Here is a 21473-nt window from a genome sequence, read left to right on the forward strand (position 1 = left end):
TTCTCAACGCTCCTCCGGCTCCCGGCGCTCTCCCGCCGTCCGCAACGGCAGTACGGCCCGTACCTCGAAGCCCCGCTCCCGGCCGGGCCCGGCGTCCAGGGTGCCACCCACGCTGCGGGCCCGTTCCCGCATCCCGACGAGCCCGAACCCGGGGCTGCCCGTCCCGGCGCCCGCCCCGTCGTCGGTGACCCGCACGTGCAGGGCGTGCCGGTCGTCCCAGACCCGGACGCCCACGGTGAGACCGGCGCGTCCGCCGTGCCGCACGGCGTTCGTCAGCGCCTCCTGCACGATCCGGTAGGCGGCGGCCCCGACGGCGGGCGGCACCTGACCGGCCCGCACGTCCAGTTCCGCCTTCGCACCCGCCGCCCGGGCCGCCTCCGCCAGGTCCGCCAGCCCGTGCAGCCCGGGCAGCGGATCGCGTGCGTCGGGTCCGCCCGGATCGCGCAGCACCTCCAGGGTGGTGCGCAGTTCGCCGCGCGCGGTGCGGCAGGTCTCGGCGATGTCGTCGAGGGCCTTCGCGACGGCGGCCCGGTCCAGGCGGCCGGGGTCGGCGTGCAGCACGTGGGCGGCGACGGAGGTCTGCACGCCGATCAGGGTGATGCTGTGCGCCAGCAGGTCGTGCAGGTCGCGGGCGATGCGCAGCCGTTCCTCGGCGACCCGGCGGCGGGCCTCCTCCTCGCGGGTGCGTTCGGCGCGTTCGGCGCGTTCGACGATGGCGGCGACGTACTGCCGGTAGTAGCGCACGTCGATGCCGACGAAGACCACGGCGAACACCCAGCCGGAGATCCGCAGCGCCTCGACGGCCTGCTGCCTGCTGACCAGCGTCATGACGCTCAGCGACACGGTCAGGGCCGCGCCGGTGGTGAGCACGGTGTACAGGGGCCGGCAGGTGACGGCGAGGCTGTACACCGCGACGACCGAGACGGCGAGGGGGGCGGTGTGGTTGTTGTCGAGGGCGTGGTACGGCAGCAGCAGGGCGGCTTCCGCGGCCAGCACCGGCACCGCGTGGCGCCGCCGCCACACGACCGGCACCTGCGCGGCGAGCAGCAGCGCCCAGCCGAGCGCGTCCGGCCGCCGGGCCGGGTCGGTGACGAGGGCGACGACGACGGCGTGGGTGGTGACCGCGAGGGCGAGCAGGATGTCGTTGCGGGTGGCGTGCGGGGCGGTGCGCGGATCGCGGTTGACCGCCGCCATGATCCGTTCGCCGATACGGGGTCTGCGGGCAGCTTCGGGCACCGGCTCATCCTCCATGAGGAGGACGCGCCTCCGGGAGGGGAGGGGCGTCCGTGGGACCGTCCGGGGCCGGGGCGGCGTCGACGCGCTCAGGCTCCCGGACCGGCGGTACGGGCTCCGGCGCCTGTACCGGCCGGCCGGGCCACCGCGCCCTCCCGCCGAGGGCGAGGCGGGCGGGTGACGGTGCGGGGCCGGCCGGGGCGCTCCGCACGGGCCGCCGTCCGCCTGTCGTCCGTCCGGCCCCCATGAACGGGCCCTCCCTCCGCAGCGGATGTCCGGTTGCGTTCCAGACTTCCGGCGCGGGAGGGCCGGCGCGTCGCGCCGGAGGGCGAGTTCGGGGCTACCGCGCGGGGTGGCCCGGCGGCCGGTCTACTCCCCCGGGAGTACTCAGGACGGCGTGCGCGCCGCCACGAGCAGGCGGTTCACTTCGTCGGCGGTGATGGTGAGGGCGGCACCCACCGTGGCCAGCGCCTCGCGTTCGGCGGTGGTGTACGGACCGTCCGCGAGGGCGATCCTGGCGCCCTGGAGCAGGATCGATTCGCGTCCGGCGGGCGCGAGGTGCGGGGCCAGCGGGTCCAGCGCCTCGTGCAGCTCTATGGCCAGCCCGGGGCCGCAGGGCTCGCCGGTGATCCGGCCGGTGTCCGCCTCCAGAGCCTCGACGAGGGCGGCCAGCCGCTCCTCGGTGCAGTCGTCGAACCCGGCCGCGCGCACCGCCTGCGCGGCGGTCTCCAGCGCGCTGCGGGATCCGGCGCCGCCCGCGGCGAGCACGGCGAGGGCGACGGTGTGCACGGCGTCCCGGAGCATCGCGGAGAAGCGGGTGGTGGTGGGGTGGTCGAGGACCTCGGTGCCGTAGTGCCGGCGGCAGGCCGCGCACTCGACGACCGGCCCGCTCGCGCCGCGGGGCAGCACCGGCAGGCCCAGCAGGGTGAACCGGCGGCGTCCGGTGAGCCGCTGGTAGTTGCGGTCGCCGCCGCAGCCGGGGCAGAAGAACTCCCCGTCGCCCACGGGCGTCCATGCGGTACGGGTGCCCAGCATGCGCGAAAGGCCGGTGACACGGCCGTCTCGTCCCCGTTCTGGCAGCACGTCGCACCTCCGTAGCCCCGCGGCAACATCGCCGCGCTGGCGTGATGTTAGCCACATGGATGAGCCCTAGTCAGCACCCCGGACGAGACCTTTCCGTGACCTGGGCGGCCGGGTGGCCGGTATGTGACGGGGTCCCGCCCGCCGGTGATCACCGGAAGACGGCGGGCGGGACCCGTGCACCCACGGTGCGGACGGTTCAGCGCGCGGCCCGGTTGACGGCCGAGACGACCGCCTTCAGGGAGGCGCGGGTGGTGTTGGCGTCGATGCCGATGCCCCACAGCACCTTGCCGTCGATCGCGCATTCGATGTAGGAGGCGGCCTGCGCGGACGCGCCCTCGCTCATGGTGTGCTCCTGGTAGTCCAGCAGCCGTACGTCGATCCCGATGGACTGGAGCGCGTCGAAGAAGGCCGAGATGGGACCGTTGCCCTGGCCGGTCAGCACGGTGTCCGCGCCGTCGACGGTGGCCTCCACGGTGAGCGTGTCGACGCCGTCGCGGTCGGTGGTGGACTGGCCGTTCTTGACCTGAATCCGACCCCAGGGATTCTCCGGGTTCGGCAGGTACTCGTCCTCGAAGGTCGCCCAGATGTCCTTCGGCGTGACCTCGCCGCCCTCGGCGTCGGTCTTCGCCTGGATGATCTTGGAGAACTCGATCTGCATCCGGCGCGGCAGGTCCAGCTTGTGGTCGTTCTTCAGGACGTACGCGACGCCGCCCTTGCCGGACTGCGAGTTGACGCGGATGACCGCCTCGTAGGAGCGGCCGACGTCCTTGGGGTCGATCGGCAGGTACGGCACGGCCCACTCGATGTCGTCGACGGTGACGCCCCTGGCCTTCGCGTCGGCCTCCATCGCGTCGAAGCCCTTCTTGATGGCGTCCTGGTGGGAGCCGGAGAAGGACGTGTAGACCAGGTCGCCCACGTACGGGTGGCGCGGGTGGACCTCCATCTGGTTGCAGTACTCCCAGGTACGGCGGATCTCGTCGATGTCGGAGAAGTCGATCTGCGGGTCGACGCCCTGCGAGAACAGGTTCATCCCCAGGGTGACCAGGTCGACGTTGCCGGTGCGCTCGCCCTGCCCGAACAGGCAGCCCTCGACGCGGTCGGCGCCGGCCATCAGCGCCAGCTCGGCCGCGGCGACGGCGGTGCCGCGGTCGTTGTGCGGGTGCACGGACAGGCAGACGTACTCACGGCGCGACAGGTTGCGGTGCATCCACTCGAAGCGGTCCGCGTGGGTGGAGGGGGTGGAGCGCTCGACGGTGGCCGGCAGGTTCAGGATGATCTCGCGGTCCGGACCGGGCTGCCAGACGTCCATGACGCCCTCGCAGACCTCCAGCGCGAAGTCCAGCTCGGTGTCGGTGAAGATCTCCGGGCTGTACTGGAAGCCGAACTCGGTCTCCGGGCCCAGCAGCTTCTCGGCGTACTCCACGACCAGTCGCGTGCCGTCCACGGCGATCTGCCTGATGTCGTCCTTCGAGCCGCGGAAGACGACCCGGCGGAAGACCGGGGCGGTGGCGTTGTACAGGTGGACGGTCGCGCGCCTGGCGCCCTTGAGGGACTCCACGGTCCGCTCGATCAGGTCCTCGCGGGCCTGGGTGAGGACGGAGATGGTCACGTCCTCGGGGATCGCGCCCTCCTCCTCGATGATCGAGCGCACGAAGTCGAAGTCGGTCTGGCCGGAGGCCGGGAAGCCGATCTCGATCTCCTTGTAGCCCATCTTGACCAGCAGGTCGAACATGGCCCGCTTGCGCGCCGGGGACATGGGGTCGATCAGGGACTGGTTGCCGTCACGCAGGTCGGTGGAGAGCCACCGGGGGGCCTTGGTGATCCGCTGGTCGGGCCAGGTGCGGTCCGGGATGTCGACCTGCTCGTAGCGGCCGTACTTGTGGATCGGCATGGAACTGGGCTGCTGGCGGTTGGCCATGATGCGGGGGCTCCTTGGGATGTCCGGAAAGGACGGCCGACGGCAACGCCAAGCTCCGCGGGGAGGGAGTCGACCTGGACTACAGGCCCTCGCCGCGGCAGCTAAGAAGAAGCAGCCCGAAACGCATGATGCGCAGCATGCTAGCCGAGCCGCCCCGGACGCGGGGGTCCGTTTCAGTATGCGGGACCGTCGGAACAAAGGGTACGAAACGTGCACCATACCACTCGGCGGGGGCGACGGGAGAGTGTCGGCTGGACATTTCCCCCATCATAGTTGCATCGCGTGACAGGTCGATGACGCAGTGCGATGGTGCCGGACATGAGCACCCTCGGGGGCCACGAGCCCGTCTTCTGCACCGTCGTACCGCCGCACCTCCTCGACAAGCTGGCCCGCTCCGGCAACCCGGCCGTCTCCGGGCCGGCCCGCCGCACCCTGGTCCGCGACAGCGAACTACGCGGGCGGCGCCGGGTGACCAGCGAGTTCCGCCTCGCCGCCGCACCCGCCGTCAAGGCCCCCTCGGACCGGCCGCTGCGCACCGTCTACGACGCCGGGAACCGCACCGCGCTGCCCGGCACCAAGGTGCGCGGCGAGGGCGACGAGCCGGGCGGGGACGCCACCGTGAACCGCGCCTACGCCGGTCTCGGTGCCACCTTCGAGCTGTTCCTCAAGGCCTACGGCCGCCACTCGATCGACGACGACGGCCTGCCCCTGGACGCCACCGTCCACTACGACGAGGACTACGCCAACGCCTTCTGGAACGGCGAGCAGATGGTGTTCGGCGACGGGGACGGCGAGGTCTTCCTCGACTTCACCCTGCCGGTCGACGTCATCGGCCACGAACTCACCCACGGCGTCACCCAGTACACGGCGAACCTCACCTACTACGGCCAGCCGGGCGCCCTCAACGAGTCGATGTCCGACGTCTTCGGCTCGCTGATCAAGCAGTACACGCTCGGCCAGACCGCCGGCGAGGCCGACTGGCTGATCGGCGAGGGCCTGCTCGCGCCGGGCGTCAACGGGGTGGCGCTGCGCTCGATGAAGGCGCCGGGCACCGCGTACGACGACGACGTGCTCGGCAAGGACCCGCAGCCCGCCACCATGGAGGACTACGTCCGCACCGGCCGCGACAACGGCGGGGTGCACATCAACTCGGGCATCCCCAACCACGCGTTCTACCTGGCGGCCACCGCCCTCGGCGGCCACGCCTGGGAGAAGGCCGGCCGGATCTGGTACGACGTGCTGACCGGCGGGGACCTGACCGAGCGGGCCCGGTTCACGGACTTCGCCACCCTCACCGTCAGGGCCGCCCGGGAGCGCTACGGCGACGGCGGCGACGAGCACGAGGCCGTGCGCAAGGCATGGGGACAGGTGGGGGTGCGCACCCTGTGACTTCCGACGGCTGACGTACTAGACAGGGAGCCATGCGAATTCAGGTGAGGCGCACGGGCGGTTTCGCGGGGATCGAGCGGTACGCCGAGATCGACACCACCGGCCGTCCCGACGCCGAGGAGTGGCGGGCCCTGGCCGAGCGGGCGCTGGCCGCCGGGCACGCCACCCGCCCGGCGGGCGTGCCGGACGGCTTCGGCTACGAGATCACCGTGGACGGCCGGACGGTCCACGCGAGCGACCCCCGGCTGACGGACGACCTGCGGGCGCTGGTCACCCGCGTCCTGAAGGAGGGCGCGTGACCGTGACGGCCCCGATGCCCCGGTTCCCCGCCGGTTTCCTGTGGGGCGTGTCGACCTCGGCCCACCAGATCGAGGGGGCGGCCGACGAACGGGAGCCGTCCGTGTGGGACGCGTTCACCGCCGAGCCGGGGCGGGTGAAGGACGGCTCGACGGCGGCGGTGGCCTGCGACCACTACCACCGCCACCGTGAGGACGTCGCCCTCCTGGCCGGCCTCGGCGTGGACGCGTACCGCTTCTCGGTCTCCTGGCCACGCGTGCGGGCTCCGCGGGGCCTGGACTTCTACGACCGCCTCGTCGACGACCTGTGCGCGGCGGGCGTCCGCCCGGTCCCCACCCTCTTCCACTGGGACCTGCCGCTCGGCCTGGACTGGCTGGAGCGGGACACGGCCGCCCGGTTCGCCGACCACGTCGGCGTCGTCGCCGAGCGGCTCGGTGACCGGGTCGGCACCTGGATCACCCTCAACGAGCCCGCCGAGCACACCCTGCTGGGGCACGCCCTCGGCGTCCACGCGCCGGGCAGGCGGCTGCTGTTCGACGCGCTGCCGGCCGCCCACCACCAGCTGCTCGCCCACGGGCTCGCGGTCGGCGCCCTGCGCGCGGCCGGCGCCCGCGACATCGGGATCGCCAACTCGCACGGTCCCACCTGGCCCGCGTCCGAGGACCCCGCGGACATGGCGGCGGCGGACTTCTACGACATCCTGCTGAACCGGCTGTTCGCGGAGCCGGTCCTGCTCGGCGCGTACCCGGCGGGACTGGGCGAGCTGATGCCGGGCGACGTGGCGGCCGACCTGGAGGTGATCGCCGAGCCGGTCGACTGGTACGGCGTCAACTACTACGCGCCGACCAAGGTGGGTGCCCCGCGGGACACCGGGACCGACGTCGGCGGCGTCCGGATGCCCGCCGAACTGCCCTTCTCGGTCCGGGAAATCGAGGACCGGCCGCGGACGGACTTCGGCTGGCCCGTGGTCCCGGAGGGGCTGACCGAACTGCTGACCGGCTTCCGCGACCGCTACGGCGACCGGCTCCCCCCGGTGATCATCACCGAGAACGGCTGCTCGTACGACGGCCTCGACGACCGGGACCGGATCGGCTACCTGGACGGCCACATCCGGGCCCTGCACGAGGCGATGACGGCGGGCGTGGACGTGCGCGGCTACTTCGTGTGGTCCCTGCTGGACAACTTCGAGTGGGCGGAGGGGTACGCCCGCCGCTTCGGCCTCGTCCACGTGGACTACGCGACCCTGGCCCGCACCCCGAAGGCGTCGTACCACTGGTTCCGGGAGGTGCTGCGGGCGCAGCGCTGACGGGAGCCGTCCGACGGGAACAATCGTGCAAATCTCAACGAAACCGGCCGAGTTGCGGCCGACAGGCGGGAATCATAGATTCGTGGTAAACGCCGATTCCGAGGAGAAATGCACCGAGCGGCCCGGTCCGCACCCGCCGGGACGCACAGGGGGGCTGCCGGAACCGTCCGGCCCGCCGTCGCGATGCACCGGCACGGCCGCCGGCGGGTCGAGAGGAAGGCCGACCCATGGCCAAGATCAAAGTGCTGCTCGAGATCGAACCGCCCCACGCCGAGCAACCCGAAGGCTTCGGTGCCTTCCGGGAGGCCGTCGCATCCGGGACATCGGCGTTCGACCAGGCCCTCCCCGGGCTCGACCTGGTGGCCGGGCTGGGCGTGGAGCCGGACGAGAGGTTCGTGCCCGTCCCCATGTTCAGCGCACCCCGGCAAGGAGAGGGCGGGCCCCAGGAGCCGCTCGGCGCCCTGCTGGAGTTCGCGGTCCCGGAGACCAACCCGGACATCGCACCGACCTCGGTGGTCCTCCCCGTGGAAGTCGCCCCCACCAGGCTGGCGGAGCTGCGGGAGCGCGACGGTGTCGTCGTATGGCCGAGCTCCCCGCTCCACCTGTACGCGGAGGACGAGCGAGGGCCGGGCGCGGACGTCCAGGCACAGGCGTTCGACCTCGCCCGCTCGGTCACCGGCCTCGACTGCCGGCCGTTCCGGCAGGGGGTCTCCATCGACACCGTCCGGGCCCTGCTGGGCGTCACCCGGCCGTGGCAGGACGGCTTCCGCGGGCAGAACATCGTCGTCGGCATCCTCGACGAGGGCGTGAACGGACAGGTCTACCCGGTCTCCGGCGGCTTCACCAGTCCCGGAGCCGCCCTCCAGCCGGGGGCCGCCCCGATCACCAGCCACGGCTCGATGTGCGCCGCGGACATCCTCGTCGCCGCGCCCGCGGCGCGGCTGTACGACTACCCCTTCCTCGGGCACCCCGACTCCGGTGAGGCGCTGACCATGTTCCAGGCGGTGCTGGAGCACCGCAGGCTCGACGGCACGCCGCACCTGACCAACAACAGCTACGGGTTCACCGGCGTCCCGCGCCGCGACCAGGTGCCCGGGCACGAGATCTGGGACCTCGACCACCCGCTCCACCGCAAGGTGCGCGAGGTGGTGGCGTCCGGCGCGGCGGCGTTCTTCGCGGCGGGCAACTGCGGCGCGCAGTGCCCGAGCGGCAACTGCCACCGCAGCGGCATCGGCCCCGGACGCTCCGTCCACGCGTCCAACAGCCTCGCGGAGGTCATCACCGTCGCCGCGGTCAACAGCCGCGGGGAGCGCGTCGGTTACTCCTCGCAAGGACCCGGGATGTTCGAGGAGAAGAAGCCCGACCTCGCCTGCTACACGCACTTCTTCGGGAACTTCGGCCCGGGCCGCCCCGGCGGGGAGCCGGCGCCCCCGAGGTCGCCCTTCGACAACGGGACCTCGGCGGCCACACCGGTCGCGGCAGGCGTCGCGGCGCTGCTGCTGTCCGCGTTCCCCGAGCTGACCCCGGAAGGGCTGCGCGAGGCTCTGCTGGCCGGGCTGGTCAACCCGACGGGCAAGGTCTGGGACGCCGGCTACGGGCGTGGCATCGTGAACGCGGCGGCTTCGTACTCGTTCCTGCTGCGGAAGACCTGAGCGCACCGGCTCGGCACCCCGCGGCCCGGCGGCCCGGGAGGGCGTGGATGAAATGGCTCCTGACCGTTCCGGCCGACACCGACCTCGGCGGCCTGGCGGCCAGGCTGTCCACCGTCGGCGTCACCCTGCTGGACGTCGCCCCGGTGCCGCTGGGCGACGACGAGGTGGTGGTGCAGGGCGAAGGTCCGGCCGACCTGGCCGCACGGGTCGCGGACCTGGGGCTGCCGGTCAGGGTGAACCCCGGCTCGGAGTTCGACCTGGGGTTCTGAGGCGCGGTCCCGGCAGTCGCCGGGGTTCAGAAGCCCAGCTTGCGCAGCTGCTTCGGGTCGCGCTGCCAGTCCTTCGCGACCTTCACGTGCAGGTCGAGGAAGACCGGCGTGCCGAGCAGGGCCTCGATCTGCTTGCGGGACTTGATGCCGACCTCCTTCAGGCGCTTGCCCTTGGGGCCGATGATGATGCCCTTCTGGCTGGGGCGCTCGATGTAGACGTTGGCGTGGATGTCCAGCAGGGGCTTGTCGGCGGGGCGGTCCTCGCGGGGCAGCATCTCCTCGACGACCACCGCGATGGAGTGCGGCAGCTCGTCGCGGACGCCCTCCAGGGCCGCCTCGCGGATCAGCTCCGCGATCATGACCTGCTCGGGCTCGTCGGTGAGGTCGCCCTCGGGGTAGAGGGCGGGGCCCTCGGGCAGCAGCGGGATCAGGAGGTCGGCCAGCAGGTCGACCTGCTTGTTCGCGGTCGCCGACACAGGGACGATCTGCGCCCACTCGATGCCCAGCTCCTTGCCGAGCTGGTCGACGGCGATCAGCTGCTCGGCGAGGGCCTTGGAGTCGACGAGGTCCGTCTTGGTGACGATGGCGACCTTCGGGGACTTCCTGATCCCCGCCAGCTCCTTCGCGATGAAGCGGTCACCGGGGCCGATCTTCTCGTTCGCCGGCAGGCAGAAACCGATGACGTCGACCTCGGCCCAGGTGGTGCGGACGACGTCGTTCAGCCGTTCGCCCAGCAGCGTGCGCGGCTTGTGGAGACCGGGGGTGTCCACCAGGATGAGCTGGGCGTCCGGGCGGTGCACGATGCCCCGTACGGTGTGCCGGGTCGTCTGCGGCTGGTTGGCGGTGATCGCCACCTTCTGCCCGACCAGAGCGTTCGTGAGGGTGGACTTGCCCGCGTTGGGGCGCCCCACGAAGCACGCGAAACCGGCCCGGTGGACTTCTTCGGCCGGCTGTTCGGATGACTGGCTGCGAACGCTCATGGCGCCCATTGTCCCTGATCGCCGGGGCCCCGCCGCACAACCGCCCGGAGCGCTCCGGTCCCGGCCCCGCGGCGCGCGGCCGGAACCGCCCCCGGTCATGGTGCCGGGGGCGGCCACGGCGGCCCGGTCACCCGGGCCGCGCCCGGGGCGGAACGCCGCCCGGTACCGTCACCGCCGCCGACCGCCGCCGGCCGGCTCAGCCCGCCGTCACCGTCTCCCGGACCGTCCCGTCCGGACCCGCGACCAGCACCGGAGTCTGCGGGCCGCCCAGGTCCCGCACGGCCGCCCGGTCCGCGTCCGACGCCGTCTCCGCCTCCGTCACGACGGCCGCCGCCTCCAGCGACTTGGCCCCGGACGCCACCGCCATCGCCACCGCCGTGCGCAGGGCGCTCAGCTTCAGCGAGTCCAGGTCCACGGTCCCGGCGACGTACGTGCGGCCCGTCTCGTCGCGTACGGCGGCTCCCTCGGGCACGCCGTTGCGGGCCCGCGCGGAACGGGCCAGGGTGACGATCTTGCGGTCCTCGGGGTCGAGCGCGCTGGTGTCGGTCATGGCTCGAGGATACGTACGCGCGAGACGGTCACCCCGCCACGGGGTACATCGCCCCCCGCCGGCCCTCCGGCGAGGCCAGCCACTCCAGCTTGGCGGCGGTGTTCGCCTCGTCCAGCGGGGTGTGCAGCACGATGGTCAGATCGGGGCGGGCCGGGACCTTCATCGCCGTCGACTCCACGACGAGCAGACCGGCCAGCGGGTGGTCCAGCTCCTTGCGGATCTGCCCGGCGTCCTCGATGTCCCGCTCCTCCCACAGCCGGGTGAACTCGGGGCTGGACTCCTTGACCCGCGCCAGCACCTCCTGGAACCCCTCGTCGTCGGGGCAGGCCGAGCAGGCGGCCCGGAACTGGGCGACGACCGTGCGCGCGTTGCGCTCCCAGTTCCGGGCGCGGGATCGGTACATGGGGTCGGTGAAGTAGTCGACGACGCAGTTCTGCGTCTGGCCGGGGCGCATGCCGAGCACCGTGGCGGCGGCGTCGTTGTACATCACGCAGTTGTAGTACATGTCCATGATGTGCGCCGGATACGGCATCCAGGTGTCGATCAGCCGCCGCAGCCCGTCGCACCGGTCCCGCTTCTCGGGGGCGACTTCGGGCGCGGGCGGGTTGAGGCCGGCGAGCACGTACAGGTGCCGGCGTTCGGCGTTGCTCAGCCGCAGCACCCGGGCGACCGCGTCCAGGACCTGCGGCGAGACGGAGATGTCCCGGCCCTGCTCCAGCCACTGGTACCAGGAGGCGCCCACGCCGGCGAGCACGGCGACCTCCTCCCGCCGCAGCCCGGGCGTACGGCGCCGCGCGCCGCCGTCCGGCAGGCCCGCCTCGGCCGGGCTCACCCGGGCCCGCCGGCTCATCAGGAACTCGCGCAGCTCACGCCGCCGATGCCTGTTCAACGCGTCCACCGACACGTACGGATCCCCCTCGTCCCCCTGGTCGTTGGCTGGTGGTGCCACCACCACCATAAGCACCGACTCCCCAGCGGTATTCCGATCACCGCAGGCTCATGCACATGGCGATCGACACCACACCGTCCCCCAGCCCCTCCACCACCCCGCCCGCCGGCCCCGCGCCCGGCCGTCCCCGGCTGTCGGCGCGCGACAGACTCGTCCTCTTCGTGCTCTGCGCGGCCCAGTTCATGGTCGCGCTCGACTTCTCGGTGCTGAACGTGGCCCTGCCGGTGCTCGGCACCGACCTGGGCATGAGCCCGTCCGCCCTCCAGTGGGCGGTGACCGCGTTCGCGCTGCCGTCCGGCGGCTTCCTGCTGCTGTTCGGCCGGATCGGCGACCTGTACGGCCGCAGGAAGCTGTTCCTCACCGGCCTCGCCCTGTTCGCCGCGGCCTCCGTGCTCGCCACCGTCGCCTGGGACCCGGCGTCCTTCCTGGCCGGGCGGGCGCTGCAGGGACTCGGCGCGGCGATGATCGTGCCGACCGGCATGTCCCTGCTGACCACCACCTTCGCGGAGGGCCCGGCCCGCGACCGCGCGCTCGGCATCTCCGGCACCCTGCTGTCGCTGGGCTTCACCATCGGCATGGTGGCGGGCGGCGTGCTGACCGACCTGCTCGGCTGGCGCTCCACGATGGGCCTGCTCGCCCTGTGCGCCGTCGTCGTCCTGCCCCTGGCTCCCGCCCTGCTGCCGGAGTCGCGCACCCCGGAGCGGACGCGTCTCGACGTGCCCGGCGCGGTCACCGTCACCGGCGGTCTGCTCGCCCTCATCTACGCCCTGACCACGGCCGCCGAGCACGGCTTCGGCGGCGCGGACGTCCTGGTGAGCCTGGCCGCGGGGCTGGTCCTGCTCACCGCGTTCGTCGTGGTCGAGTCCCGCGCCGACGCCCCGCTGGTCTCCCTGCCCATGTTGCGCCGCCGCACCGTCGCCTGGGGGAACCTGGGCGGCCTGGTCACCTTCTCCATGATGTCGACGGTCGTCTTCGTGCTGACCCTGTACCTCCAGGAGGTCCTGCGGCTGTCCGCCTTCGAGACCGGGCTGGTCTTCGGTGTGCAGGGCGTGCTGTCGGTGGTGGCGGGCTCGTACAGCCCGAAGGTGATCGCCCGCCTCGGCGCCCGCCGCACCCTGGCCGTCTCGCTGGCCGGTCAGGGCGTACTGACCGGCGCGCTGCTCGGCCTGGGGGACGGCGGCTGGTCCGTGTGGCTCGCCACGGCCGCCGTGTCCCTGGCCAGCATGTGCCACCTGGGCGCGATCATCTCCTACGGCCTGACCGTGACCTCCGGCGTCCCCGACCGGGAGCAGGGCCTGGCCACCGGACTGGTCACCTCCACCCAGCAAGTCGGCATCACGGTCGGCATCCCGCTGCTGGGCGTGCTCGCCACGACCACGGACGACCTGCTGGCCGGGGTGCGCACGGTGATCGCGCTGGACGCGGGGATCGTGCTGGTGGCGGCGGTGCTGACGGGGCTGGGGCTGCGCACGGCCGCCCGCAGGACAGGGCCGGCGGGCGGATCTACAGTGGAATAGGCAGCGCATGCGAAGGACGGCGTCTGATGAGTGTGCAAGCGAAATCCGCTGCGGCGTGCGCCTCGGTTCTCCTGCTGGCCCTGGGCACCACCTCCGCCCACAGCCTGCCGGCTGACGATCCGTCACCGCAGGAACTCTTCGAGAAGGCGGCTCCGGCCACGGTGCACATCCTGGGGGAGGACGGCAGCGGCACCGGATTCGTCTATGACGCCGACGAAGGGCTCATCGTCACCAACGCCCATGTCGTGGACGGCCAGTCGGTACTGAAGGGTGCCGTCGGCGGTGCGGAGCCGGTGCCGGTCAGGCTGCTCGGGAGCGACCCCTGCGAGGACTTGGCGGTGGTGAAGCTCAACAGCCCGCAGAAGGACCTCAAGGAGCTGGACTTCGGCGACAGCGGTGACGTCAAGGCCGCCGACACGGTGACCGCCATCGGCTACCCGGTGTCCTTCGCGGACGATCCGGTCTCGGCCAAGCCGGTGTTCACCTCCGGCGCGGTGCAGTCCCCGGGCGTCGCGGCCGACCCGGACCCCTACTACCTGCCGCACTACCCGCAGACGATCCAGCACTCCGCCACGCTCAACCCCGGCAACTCCGGCGGTCCGCTCCTCGACACCAAGGGCAAGGTGGTCGGCGTCAACACCCTCGGCAACACCGAGGCGCAGGGGCAGTTCTACTCGATCACCAGCGACCACGCGCGGAGCCTCCTCGACGGGCTGGCCGCGGGCGACATGAAGAACTCCCCCGGCTGGGCGGTCGACTCCCTGGAGGATCCGGCCCTCAGCGACTTCTTCCAGGACCCGCAGGACCAGCGGGACGTGGCCGACGTCCAGGAGCGGCTGGCCGGGGACGGGGTGCAGGGCCTGTTCGTCCTCAGCACCGCGAGCAACTCACCCGCCGAGCAGGCCAACCTCTTCGCGGGCGACGTGATCACCACGATCAAGGACACGCCCGTGACGTCGGTGAGCGACATGTGCGACGTGCTGCAGTCGTCGGCGGCCGGGGAGAAGCTGCGGATCGAGGGCGTCTACGCGGTCGACGACCCGGAGCAGCAGGGCGACCAGTTCGGCGAGACGTGGCAGACCGATCTGCAGCTCCCCGGCCCCTGACACACCCCCGGGGACCGGTCAGGGACTCCCCTGGACCGGACCGGGACGCCCCCCCTAGGACCGGTCCAGGCGCAGCCGCTCGGCGCGCGGCAGGCCCGCCACGACCAGGTCGTACGAGTCCTCGACCAGCTCCCGGACCAGGCGGTCCGGGAGTCCGCCGTCGGCGGTGACCGTGTTCCAGTGGCGCTTGTTCATGTGCCAGCCGGGGACGATCAGACCCGGGTGGGCGGTGCGCAGCCGGAGGGCGTCGTCCGGGTCGCACTTCAGGTTGACCTTCAGGGGCCGCGCGTCCAGGGCGGTGAGCGCGAAGAGCTTGCCCCGCACCCTGAAGACCGAGGTCTCGGGGTTGAACGGGAAGTCCTCCACGGCCGCGTTGAAGGACAGGCACAGGGCGCGCAGCTCCTGGGGGGTCACTCCGCCGCCTCCTCCCCGGCCCGCTCGGCCGGCGGCACCGGCTCGACCAGCACCGTGACGATCTTGTTCCGGCGGCCGGCGGCGGCCTCCGCGGTCAGCCGCAGCTCACGGCCGTCGGGCAGCGGCACCACGGCGGACGCCCCGGCGATCGGGACCCGGCCGAGCGCCTTGGCGAGCAGGCCGCCGACGGTCTCCACGTCCTCGTCGTCGTACTCGTCGAGGCCGTACAGCTCCCCGAGGTCGGTGATGTCGAGGCGGGCGGTGACCCGGTGGCGTCCCTCGCCCAGTTCCTCCACCGGGGGCAGCTCCCGGTCGTACTCGTCGGTGATCTCGCCGACGATCTCCTCCAGGATGTCCTCGATGGTGACGATCCCGGCCGTGCCGCCGTACTCGTCGATGACGACGGCGACGTGGTTGCGTTCCTTCTGCATCTCCCGCAGGAGGTCGCCCGCGTTCTTGGTGTCCGGGACGAAGACCGCGGGCCGCATCGCCGTGGACACCAGGTCGCTCTCCGCCTCCCGGCTGATGTGCGTCTTGCGGGCCAGGTCCTTGAGGTAGACGATCCCGACGATGTCGTCCTCGCTCTCGCCGGTCACCGGGATCCGGGAGAACCCGGAGCGCAGGGCGAGGGTGAGGGCCTGGCGGATGGTCTTGAAGCGCTCGATGACGACCAGGTCGGTGCGCGGCACCATGACCTCGCGCACCAGGGTGTCGCCGAGTTCGAAGACCGAGTGCACCATCCGGCGCTCCTCGTCCTCGATGAGCGACTCCCGCTCCGCGTAGTCGACCAGTGCCCGCAGCTCCGCCTCGGAGGCGAACGGGCCGTGCCGGAAGCCCTTGCCGGGGGTGAGCGCGTTGCCGATGAGGATCAGCAGCGACGGGATGGGGCCCATCACCCGGGCGAGCGGCAGCAGCACGTACGCCGCCGCGGTCGCCGTGTGCACGGGGTGCTGGCGGCCGATGGTGCGCGGGGAGACCCCGACGGCGACGTACGACAGCAGGACCATCACCGCGATGGCGATGACGAGGGCCTGGGTGACGCTGTCGAACTCGCGCAGGCACCCGTAGGTGATCAGCGCGGCCGCGGCCATCTCGCAGGCGACGCGGACCAGGAGCGCCACGTTCAGGTAGCGGGTGGGGTCGGCGGCGACCTGGGCGAGCTTGTCGCTGCCGCGCCGTCCGGACCGTACGGCCTCCTCGGCGCGGAAGCTGGAGACGCGGGCCAGGCCCGCCTCCGCGCAGGCGGCGAGCCAGGCCACGATCACCAGGGCGATCGCACCCGAGACGAGGGGGAGGCTCATGACACGGTGGGGGCCGGGGACGGGCCGGTCAGGCCCTTCTCCGCGCGCCAGCCGTCCACGATGGCAGCCTGGAGGCCGAACATCTCGGCCTTCTCGTCGGGTTCCTCGTGGTCGTAACCGAGCAGGTGCAGCACCCCGTGGACGGTGAGCAGCTGGAGCTCCTCGTCCATGGAGTGCCGCGTGGGCGCCTCGGCGCCCTGCCGGGCGGCGACCTCGGGGCAGAGCACGATGTCGCCGAGGAGGCCCTGCGGGGGTTCCTCGTCGTCCTTCGACGGCGGACGCAGCTCGTCCATCGGGAAGGACATGACGTCCGTGGGCCCCGGCAGGTCCATCCACTGGATGTGCAGCTGCTCCATGGCGTCGGCGTCCACGACGATCACCGAGAGTTCGGAGAGCGGGTGGATGCGCATCCTCGCGAGCGCGTAGCGGGCGATGTCGAGGATCGCCTGCTCGTCGACCTCGGTTCCGGACTCGTTGTTGACGTCGATCGACATGGTCGTGCTGGTCTACTTCCCCTTGGAGCCCTTGGCGGCGGAGGACTTGCCACGGTTCTTGTGCCCGCCGTTCTCCGTGCCGTGCTTGCTGTCGTACTGCTCGTACGCGTCGACGATACGGCCCACCAGCTTGTGCCGGACGACGTCGTGCGAGGACAGGCGGGAGAAGTGGACGTCCTCGACGCCCTCCAGGATGTCCTGGACCTGACGGAGACCGGACTTGGTGCCGTCGGGCAGGTCGACCTGGGTCACGTCACCCGTGATCACGATCTTCGAGTCGAAGCCGAGGCGGGTGAGGAACATCTTCATCTGTTCGGGGCTCGTGTTCTGGGCCTCGTCCAGGATGATGAAGGCGTCGTTGAGGGTACGGCCGCGCATGTACGCCAGCGGCGCGACCTCGATCGTCCCGGCCGCCATCAGACGGGGGATCGAGTCGGGGTCGAGCATGTCGTGCAGCGCGTCGTACAGCGGGCGGAGATAGGGGTCGATCTTCTCGTAGAGCGTGCCCGGCAGGAAGCCCAGGCGCTCGCCGGCCTCCACCGCGGGGCGGGTCAGGATGATGCGGTTGACCTGCTTGGACTGCAGGGCCTGCACCGCCTTCGCCATCGCCAGGTACGTCTTGCCGGTACCGGCCGGGCCGATGCCGAAGACGATCGTGTGCTGGTCGATCGCGTCGACGTACCGCTTCTGGTTGAGGGTCTTGGGCCGGATCGTGCGGCCGCGCGAGGACAGGATGTTCTGCGTCAGCACCTGGGCCGGGGTCTCCAGGCCGTCGCTCTCCCCGTTGTCGCTCGCCTTGAGCATGGCGATCGAGCGTTCCACTGCGTCCTCCGTCATCGGCTGCCCGGTGCGGAGCACCAGCATCATCTCGTCGAACACGCGCTGGATCAGGGCCACCTCTCGGGCGTCGCCCACCGCGCTGATCTCATTGCCCCGGACGTGGATGTCGGCCGCCGGGAAGGCCTTCTCGATCACGCGCAGGAGGGAGTCGCCGGATCCCAGCACGGTCACCATGGGGTGCTGGGCGGGGACGGTGAACTGTGCTCTCGCCTGCCCCTGCGCGGGGGTGTGAGCTGTGGGTGTCTGAGTCATGGGCCGGCGCTTAAGGCCTGCGGTTCCTCCTCATCACGGCCGCGTAGCTGAGGGCGGCCTCGCGATTCCAAGGGTACGACGCCGTACTGACCAAGCCGTAGGGCTTTTCGAACGGTCCTCTGGGGCAATCGCCGGACGGCACGCTTTTATGCCGCCCGGCGCCCGAAGGTGACGGGGCTCTCACGCCGGCCGGCGGAACCCGATGGTCGGCACCGCCCGGCGCAGCGGCCACGGGCGGGCGCACTGCTCGGGGAGCAGGCCGGCGAGGAAGGCGTACCGCTCCAGGGCGGCGGGGTCCTGGCCGTCGAGGGAGCGGACCTTGCGCCACCAGGTGGCGATCTCGGACCAGCCGGGCGCGGAGAGGGAGCCGCCGAACTCCTGCACGGACAGGGCGGCGGTGAGGCCGGCGAAGGCGAGGCGGTCGGCGAGCCGCCAGCCGGCGAGGGTGCCGGCGACGAAGCCGGCCACGAAGACGTCCCCGGCGCCGGTCGGGTCCAGCGCCTCGACCTCGATGGCGGGCACCTCGGCGGTCTCCCCGGTGCGCCGGTCCACCGCGTACGCGCCCTCCGCGCCGAGGGTGACGACGGCGAGCGGCACGAACGCGGTCAGCGCGTGCGCGGCGGCGCGCGGGCAGGTCGTGCCGGTGTAGCGCATCGCCTCCTCCGCGTTGGGCAGGAACGCCTCGCAGTGCGCGAGGTCCGGCAGCCCCGCCAGGTCCCAGGCGCCGGTGTCGTCCCAGCCGACGTCGGCGAAGATCCGGGTGCCGTGCGCGGCGGCCTGGGCGACCCAGGGCGCCCTGGTGCCGGGCACCAGCGACGCGACGGCGGCCCGCGCGCGCGGCGGGCAGTCGGGGGCGGGTTCCTCCGGGGGCGGCTCGTGGCCGTGGGACACCATCGTGCGTTCGCCCTCGTAGGCCATGGAGACGGTGACCGGGGAGTGCCAGCCGGGGACCCGGCGGGAGGCGGTGAGGTCGATGCCCTCGCCCTGCTCCAGGGCGTCCCAGCAGTAGTCGCCGTAGTGGTCGTCGCCGAAGGCGGCGGCCAGGGAGGTCCGCAGGCCGAGCCGGGCCAGCGCCGTCGCCATGTTGGCCACCCCGCCCGGGCTGGAGCCCATGCCGCGCGCCCAGGACTCGGTGCCGCGGACCGGCGCGGAGTCGAGTCCGGTGAAGATGATGTCGAGGAAGACGGTGCCGGTGAGGTAGACGTCCCAGGGCGGGTCGCCGGCGGCGCGCAGCGCGGCGAGCGGGTCGATCTGGGCGGCGCGGCCCTTCCCGTGGGCGAGGGCCGTCACGGCGGAGGCGGCGGAGGCGGCGGACGCGTTCACGGTGCACTCCCTGAACGTGGTGCGGGTCAGGCCAGTGTGCACCACGGCACTGACGGCGCGTCCCGCGTTCACCCGCGGACTACTCGACCAAGTCAAGTACCTCCCGCCTCCGCCGCCCCACCGCCACCACCACCGGCGGAGCGCCGTCTTGTACCCGGCTTCCGGTATCCCAAACCAGGCAGTGACCCGGATCACACCCCCCGCGCTTCGTCGTGTCTCCGGGTGCTTGATACAAATTGCCCGCGCGCTCGTTCCTGTCCGTCGACGGCCTGCGCTTCTCCCCCCTTCTCAGCTTCTTCCGCATGCCCGGGAACGCCCGTGTCCTCCCCCCGCACCCCCCTGCCCTGGCCCCTCGTCGCCCTCTTCGCGACCGGGTACCTCGCGCCCTACCTGCTGCCGACCACCGTCGGCCGGCTCGACGCCGGCCTGCCGCTGACCGCCACTCAGGCGGGCGCCACCGGCAGCGCCCTGCTGCTCGGCTCGGCGTCGGCGGGCTTCCTGCTCGCCGCCCGCGTGGAGCGGTTCGGTGCCCGGACGCTCGCCCGCGCCGGGCTCGCCTTCGCCGTCCTCGGCTACGGCGGCGCCGCCCTGACCACCACCGTCCCCGCCGTCGTCGCGGGCGCGGTGCTCGGCGGCTTCGGGTCGGGCACGGTCACCGCGGTCGCCGCGTCCGGCATCGCCGCCGGGAGGAACCCGCACCGTGCCTCCACCGCCGGACTGCTGTGCGTCTCCGCCCTCGCGGGAGCGCTGTACCTGACGGTCCCGCACCTCGGCCCCGGGCACGGACTGCCGCTCGCCGCGATCGCGCTGACCGCCCTGGCCATGTGGCCGGTGACCGGCCGGCTGCCCGCGCGGTCACCGGCCGTCCCCGCCGCCCGGGCGGAACGGGCCCGGCTCCCCCACCCGCGCTGCGGCCTGCTGCTCGCCGCCGCCATGCCCTTCTGGTCGCTCGCCCAGAACGCCCTGTGGGGCGTCAGCGGCCGGATCGGGCTGACCCAGGCCGGGCTGACCGAGGCGGCCGTCGGCGTCGTCTTCGCCGCCGCCCTCGGCGCGGGACTGCTCGGTGTGCTGGGCGCCGGGGCGCTCGGGGCGCGCCTCGGACGGGCCGTGCCGATCGGCGGCGGGACCGTGCTGATCGCCGGGTGCATCGCGCTCAGTGCCTCGGCGACCACCCTGCCCGCCTTCGCGACGGGCGAGATCGCCTGGAACGCCCTCTACCCGGTGGTGCTGTCGTACGTCATCGGCCTGGCCGCCTCCCTCGACCCGCGCGGGCGCTGGGCGGTGCTCGTCGGCTCGGCGTCCTCGCTGGGCACCGCGGCGGGCCCGCTGACCGGCAGCCTGCTGTCGGAGCGGGCGGGCTTCTTCGGCATGGGCCTGGTCCTGGCCGCCGGGCTGCTCGCGATCGCCGTGCCGATGACCGCGGTGGCCGTGCGCACGGGCCGGCGGCGCACCGCGGCGGCGGACGTCCCGGTCGCGGACATCCCGGTCGTGGAGATCCCCGTGGACACCCCCGCCGTCCCCGCGGAACGCGCCGCCTACGGCACCGCGGGCCCCCGGCAGGCGGCGGCCGCCCCGGGGTCCCGCTGAACACCGCCCCCTACCGGAACTCGTACGCCTCCACCTCGGCCAGGCAGCGCGCCCGCCACTCCTCGTCGTCCTCCAGGAAGGAGGCGAGGAAGGAGTTGCGGGCCAGCTCCCGCAGCCGCTCGTCGGTCAGGCCGAGCTCACGGCGTACGGCGTCGAAGTTGTCGTCCGCGTAGCCGCCGAAGTAGGCCGGGTCGTCGGAGTTGACGGTGCACAGCAGCCCGGCGTCGAGCATCGCGGGCAGCGGGTGGCCGGCCAGGGTGTCCACCGCGCGCAGCCGGACGTTGGACAGCGGGCACAGGGTGAGCGGGATCCGCTCCCGCACCAGCCGCGCGACCAGCGCCGGGTCCTCCATGCAGCGCAGGCCGTGGTCGACCCGCTCGACGCCGAGCACGTCGAGTGCCTCGGTGATGTACTCCGGCGGGCCCTCCTCGCCCGCGTGCGCGACGCGGCGCAGCCCCAGCGCGGCGGCGGCCTCGTAGACCTCGCGGAACTTCGCCGGCGGGTGCCCGACCTCGGCGGAGTCCAGGCCGATGCCGGTGATCCGGTCCAGGTGCGGCTCGGCCAGCTCCAGGGTGGCGAGGGCCGACTCGGCGGACTCGTCGCGCAGGAAGCACATGATGAGCCGGGTGGAGACGCCGTGGTCGGCCCGGCCGCGGGCGAGCGCCCGCCACAGCCCCTCCACGACGGTGTCCATGGCCACGCCCCGGGCGAGGTGGGCCTGCGGGTCGAAGAAGATCTCGGCGTGCCGCACGCCCTGCGCGGCGGCCCGCGCGAGGTAGGCGTCGGCCAGGTCCTCGAAGTCCCGCTCGGTGCGCAGGACGGCCATCAGCGCGTAGTACAGGTCGAGGAAGGACTGGAGGTCCTCGAACCGGTACGCCTCACGCAGCTCGTCGGTGGTGGCGTACGGCAGCGTCACCCCGTTGCGGGCGGCCAGCTCGAACGCCAGCTCCGGCTCCAGGGTGCCTTCGATGTGCAGGTGCAGTTCAGCTTTGGGGAGGGGCATCAGGGCATCG

General features: G+C 72.7%; 20 protein-coding genes. 8 read left to right on the top strand and 12 right to left on the bottom strand.

Annotation, left to right across the window (positions count from 1 at the left end; all coding sequences use genetic code 11):
- Positions 1-3: 3 nt before the first annotated feature.
- From SGLAU_RS11350 to leuA, 3 genes are all read right to left on the bottom strand, one after another.
- Positions 4-1251 carry a sensor histidine kinase gene (locus SGLAU_RS11350; RefSeq protein WP_052413711.1) on the bottom strand — a complete coding sequence of 416 codons (1248 nt, stop codon included), beginning with the start codon at positions 1249-1251 and terminating at the stop codon, positions 4-6.
- Between the two features lie 369 nt (positions 1252-1620).
- The gene (locus SGLAU_RS11355) at positions 1621-2316 is read right to left on the bottom strand and encodes a TerB family tellurite resistance protein (protein ID WP_043500743.1); all 696 of its coding nucleotides are present in this window, start codon (positions 2314-2316) and stop codon (positions 1621-1623) included.
- A 196-nt stretch (positions 2317-2512) separates the two neighbouring features.
- Positions 2513-4234 (bottom strand): 2-isopropylmalate synthase, encoded by a 1722-nt coding sequence (leuA, locus tag SGLAU_RS11360; RefSeq protein ID WP_043500745.1) that lies wholly within the window; start codon positions 4232-4234, stop codon positions 2513-2515.
- A gap of 318 nt (positions 4235-4552) precedes the next feature.
- Between leuA and SGLAU_RS11365 the strand changes: the two genes are divergently transcribed.
- The 5 genes from SGLAU_RS11365 to SGLAU_RS35215 all read left to right on the top strand — a co-directional run bounded on the left by SGLAU_RS11365 (position 4553) and on the right by SGLAU_RS35215 (position 9147).
- A complete protein-coding gene (locus SGLAU_RS11365; RefSeq protein ID WP_043506500.1) occupies positions 4553-5623 on the top strand; it encodes a M4 family metallopeptidase in 1071 nt (356 codons plus the stop codon).
- A gap of 32 nt (positions 5624-5655) precedes the next feature.
- Complete coding sequence (locus tag SGLAU_RS11370; protein WP_043500747.1) at positions 5656-5922, top strand: protealysin inhibitor emfourin; 267 nt, start codon at positions 5656-5658, stop codon at positions 5920-5922.
- Between the two features lie 14 nt (positions 5923-5936).
- Positions 5937-7226 carry a GH1 family beta-glucosidase gene (locus SGLAU_RS11375; RefSeq protein ID WP_043506501.1) on the top strand — a complete coding sequence of 430 codons (1290 nt, stop codon included), beginning with the start codon at positions 5937-5939 and terminating at the stop codon, positions 7224-7226.
- 227 nt (positions 7227-7453) lie between these two features.
- Positions 7454-8878, top strand: a complete 1425-nt coding sequence (locus SGLAU_RS32880) for a S8 family peptidase (protein WP_052413712.1) — start codon at positions 7454-7456, stop codon at positions 8876-8878.
- 47 nt (positions 8879-8925) lie between these two features.
- The gene (locus SGLAU_RS35215; protein ID WP_043500749.1) at positions 8926-9147 is read left to right on the top strand and encodes a hypothetical protein; all 222 of its coding nucleotides are present in this window, start codon (positions 8926-8928) and stop codon (positions 9145-9147) included.
- A 26-nt stretch (positions 9148-9173) separates the two neighbouring features.
- On the opposite strand, the gene era is transcribed toward SGLAU_RS35215, so the two are convergent.
- The 3 genes from era to SGLAU_RS11400 form a co-directional block, all read right to left on the bottom strand.
- Complete coding sequence (gene era / locus SGLAU_RS11390; protein ID WP_043500750.1) at positions 9174-10127, bottom strand: GTPase Era; 954 nt, start codon at positions 10125-10127, stop codon at positions 9174-9176.
- A gap of 196 nt (positions 10128-10323) precedes the next feature.
- Positions 10324-10677: a cytidine deaminase gene (locus SGLAU_RS11395; protein WP_043500751.1), complete on the bottom strand. Its 354-nt coding sequence runs from the start codon at positions 10675-10677 to the stop codon at positions 10324-10326.
- A 28-nt stretch (positions 10678-10705) separates the two neighbouring features.
- On the bottom strand, positions 10706-11527 hold the full coding sequence (locus SGLAU_RS11400) for a helix-turn-helix transcriptional regulator (protein ID WP_052414084.1): 822 nt from the start codon (positions 11525-11527) through the stop codon (positions 10706-10708).
- Positions 11528-11682: 155 nt separating this feature from the next.
- Between SGLAU_RS11400 and SGLAU_RS11405 the strand changes: the two genes are divergently transcribed.
- Together SGLAU_RS11405 and SGLAU_RS11410 are read left to right on the top strand one after the other, a co-directional pair.
- Entirely contained in the window at positions 11683-13143 is a 1461-nt protein-coding gene (locus SGLAU_RS11405; RefSeq protein ID WP_043506506.1) for an MFS transporter, read from the top strand.
- A 26-nt stretch (positions 13144-13169) separates the two neighbouring features.
- Positions 13170-14249 carry a S1C family serine protease gene (locus tag SGLAU_RS11410; RefSeq protein WP_043500752.1) on the top strand — a complete coding sequence of 360 codons (1080 nt, stop codon included), beginning with the start codon at positions 13170-13172 and terminating at the stop codon, positions 14247-14249.
- A gap of 54 nt (positions 14250-14303) precedes the next feature.
- Here the strand turns inward: SGLAU_RS11410 and SGLAU_RS11415 are convergent, their stop codons facing one another.
- The 5 genes from SGLAU_RS11415 to SGLAU_RS11435 form a co-directional block, all read right to left on the bottom strand.
- On the bottom strand, positions 14304-14663 hold the full coding sequence (locus tag SGLAU_RS11415) for an MmcQ/YjbR family DNA-binding protein (RefSeq protein ID WP_043500755.1): 360 nt from the start codon (positions 14661-14663) through the stop codon (positions 14304-14306).
- Positions 14660-15964, bottom strand: a complete 1305-nt coding sequence (locus SGLAU_RS11420; RefSeq protein WP_043500756.1) for a hemolysin family protein — start codon at positions 15962-15964, stop codon at positions 14660-14662. The genes SGLAU_RS11415 and SGLAU_RS11420 overlap by 4 nt, the downstream gene beginning before the upstream one ends.
- Complete coding sequence (gene ybeY, locus SGLAU_RS11425) at positions 15961-16458, bottom strand: rRNA maturation RNase YbeY (RefSeq protein WP_043500758.1); 498 nt, start codon at positions 16456-16458, stop codon at positions 15961-15963. The genes SGLAU_RS11420 and ybeY overlap by 4 nt, the downstream gene beginning before the upstream one ends.
- A gap of 12 nt (positions 16459-16470) precedes the next feature.
- Complete coding sequence (locus tag SGLAU_RS11430) at positions 16471-17550, bottom strand: PhoH family protein (protein ID WP_078957682.1); 1080 nt, start codon at positions 17548-17550, stop codon at positions 16471-16473.
- A 180-nt stretch (positions 17551-17730) separates the two neighbouring features.
- Positions 17731-18873 (bottom strand): carbohydrate kinase family protein, encoded by a 1143-nt coding sequence (locus SGLAU_RS11435; RefSeq protein WP_412556224.1) that lies wholly within the window; start codon positions 18871-18873, stop codon positions 17731-17733.
- Positions 18874-19191: 318 nt separating this feature from the next.
- On the opposite strand from SGLAU_RS11435, the gene SGLAU_RS11440 reads away from it, so the two are divergent.
- Positions 19192-20460, top strand: a complete 1269-nt coding sequence (locus SGLAU_RS11440) for an MFS transporter (protein WP_043500763.1) — start codon at positions 19192-19194, stop codon at positions 20458-20460.
- A gap of 10 nt (positions 20461-20470) precedes the next feature.
- Here SGLAU_RS11440 and SGLAU_RS11445 read toward each other — a convergent pair whose 3' ends face one another.
- A complete protein-coding gene (locus tag SGLAU_RS11445) occupies positions 20471-21463 on the bottom strand; it encodes an adenosine deaminase (RefSeq protein ID WP_043506509.1) in 993 nt (330 codons plus the stop codon).
- Positions 21464-21473 lie beyond the last annotated feature (10 nt).

Source organism: Streptomyces glaucescens (assembly GCF_000761215.1).
GTDB lineage: Bacteria > Actinomycetota > Actinomycetes > Streptomycetales > Streptomycetaceae > Streptomyces > Streptomyces glaucescens_B.